2 protein-coding genes are annotated in these 1,348 nt (G+C 45.7%); both read right to left on the bottom strand.

The features are described 5' to 3' along the window. Positions 1–512 (bottom strand): head maturation protease, ClpP-related (locus B3W37_RS07305; RefSeq protein WP_483175207.1); only part of this gene is annotated, 512 nt, incomplete at its 3' end. A gap of 44 nt (positions 513–556) precedes the next feature. Then, positions 557–1,348 (bottom strand): phage portal protein (locus B3W37_RS07300; RefSeq protein WP_483175205.1); only part of this gene is annotated, 792 nt, incomplete at its 5' end.

Here is a 1,348-nt window from a genome sequence, read left to right as displayed (position 1 = left end):
AGTTCAATTGCCTTATTAGCGTTGAGCCATGTTTCTGCATCCATGAGGTGGGAGAGCCTGGTTCTTGATAAGCCGGTTTTGATTTCATAGGCATTGATGATGCTTTCTTTTACTTCATTTAGCATACCGATTGCTTTTTGCATTTCTTCACTGTCTCCAATGGCGATAGTGAAAGGATTGTGGAGCATCATCAGGGAAGTTGGGGACATTAGAACTTTTGTTCCCGCCATGGAAATCACTGATGCTGCTGATGCGGCAATTCCGTCAATCTTAACTGTGACATTGCCCTTGTAGTCCATTAGCATATTGTAAATCTGTGCTGCAGCGATGCAATCGCCTCCGGGAGAGTTGATCCAGACAATGATATCTCCTTTGCCGCTTAACAATTCTTCCTTAAAGGCAACCGGGGTCACATCATCTTCAAACCAGCTTTCCTCGGCTATCACGCCGTTTAGGTAGAGAGTTCGTGATTCTGAATCTTCATCACGTACCCAGTTCCAGAATTTCTTCATTCGGTTCCCTCCATTTCTGTAAAAATTGGTCTTTGCGTACCATATCAACCCTCGCCATACTTATTACTCCAGTATCCAGCCCGAGCTAAATCCACCATGTTGCCATTGCACAAGAATTTGTTTCCACCTAGCTCATCAGGTATCAAGTCCATATCTTCTAATGCTCTTGCATCATTAGGGCACATAAAGCCATTCTGTATTCCTATCGCATACCCGTTCATTCGGCTAGTATAGTCACCTCGAAGCAGCCCATCCACATTAAATTTGGCAAATAGAAGCTTCTTTTCATCAGTCCGTAAAAGAGAGCGGCTGATAGCCTGTTCCCAGCGGATTACCCAAGGGTCAAGGGTGTATTTTACAAACTCTAGTGACTGCTGCTCAATATTAGAAAAGCTCGACTTTTCAAGATCTCCCACCATGTGCGGAGGCACACGAAAAATGCGAGCGATTTCATTGATTTGAAACTTCCTTGTTTCTAAAAACTGCGCTTGTTCCGGTGAAATACCTATTGGCTGGTACTTCATGCCTTCTTCTAAAACGGCTACCCGGTGAGCGTTACTGCTTCCCTGATAGGCCATGTTCCAGCTCTCTTTGACCTTTTGTGGATCTTTAATGGTGCCGGGATGTTCAAGGACTCCGCCCGGTGCAGCACCGTTGGCAAAAAACTTGGCTCCGTATTCTTCAGTTGCCATTGCAAGCCCGATGGCGTTTTTAGCCATAGCAATGGGAGAGTACCCCACCAAACCGTCAAAGCCAAGTCCTGGAATATGCAGCACATCGCTGGGCCTTAGGGTGACTGTCATGCCATTTATTGCTGGTGCTTCATCTGAATACCG

This window comes from Syntrophomonas sp. UBA5494, assembly GCF_002426325.1.
Note: the sequence above shows the minus strand (reverse complement) of the source record. Positions and strands in the feature narration are given on the sequence as shown.